The sequence below is a fragment of the Pseudomonas sp. MD195_PC81_125 genome, assembly GCF_014060985.1.
GTDB classification, from domain to species: domain Bacteria; phylum Pseudomonadota; class Gammaproteobacteria; order Pseudomonadales; family Pseudomonadaceae; genus Aquipseudomonas; species Aquipseudomonas parakoreensis.
In genome coordinates this window covers 1-709 of the sequence record NZ_JABULD010000951.1, presented here as the reverse complement: position 1 = coordinate 709, position 709 = coordinate 1, and the positions used below count along the sequence as shown (strand labels likewise).

Annotated in this window: 1 protein-coding gene; it reads left to right on the top strand. The window is 45.8% G+C overall.

The genetic code is table 11. From position 1 onward, the window contains the following. Nucleotides 1–709: hypothetical protein (locus tag HT737_RS30535; protein WP_182404684.1), on the top strand; the 709-nt coding region annotated here is incomplete at both ends.

The following is a 709-nucleotide window of genomic DNA, read 5'->3' as shown; positions in this document are numbered from 1 at the left end:
TTTCGAACTGGAGCGATCGCTGCCGGCGCGAACGAAGCTCTTGTTGATTTTCTGGCTGAAAATTTGCTACCCAAAGGTCTTGATAGCAATAGCGTTGAGTATAGAAACGGCATCAATAAGCTAATGGCTGCGTCGCAGTTGATTGGAGTTTTAACTGCCGCGTTCACTAATGGAGATCCTTCTGTTGCAGCAGATGTTACTGCAAATGCTACACAGTTTAACTATCTGAATCATGCTGAAATGCAGGCGCTTGCCAATGAGCTTGCGACGTGCAAAGAAACTAATACTTGTGACGGTGTTTCAGTCAAGTATTTTGAGAAGCATTTGGCGAACGACAAGGTGCTTAAAGAAGTATGTGCAGTTGATATAACCGGCTGCCAAGCGGCGTTGCGAGATATTTATGATGCAACGACAGGGTTCATGCGTGGCGATTACGATGTGGACTTGCCACCAGATTTAAAAAAGATTGTTAACTCATTCCATGAGTTTAATCTTGATGCGAGTGCCGAACCAACTGCTCAGGTAGCAATGCCGTCTATCGAGAAATTTATCGAAGCGGTTGGGCTGGATATCAACAATCCAATAGTAAAAGCTGCGGCGCAGGGTGCGGTATCGCTGATTATTGCCAAAAAAACCGGCGGTATGCTGGGGGCAAATGGTGTGAAGCTTGCCGGAAGCAAAACTATCTGGAAAGGTGTGGGAAAGGAAA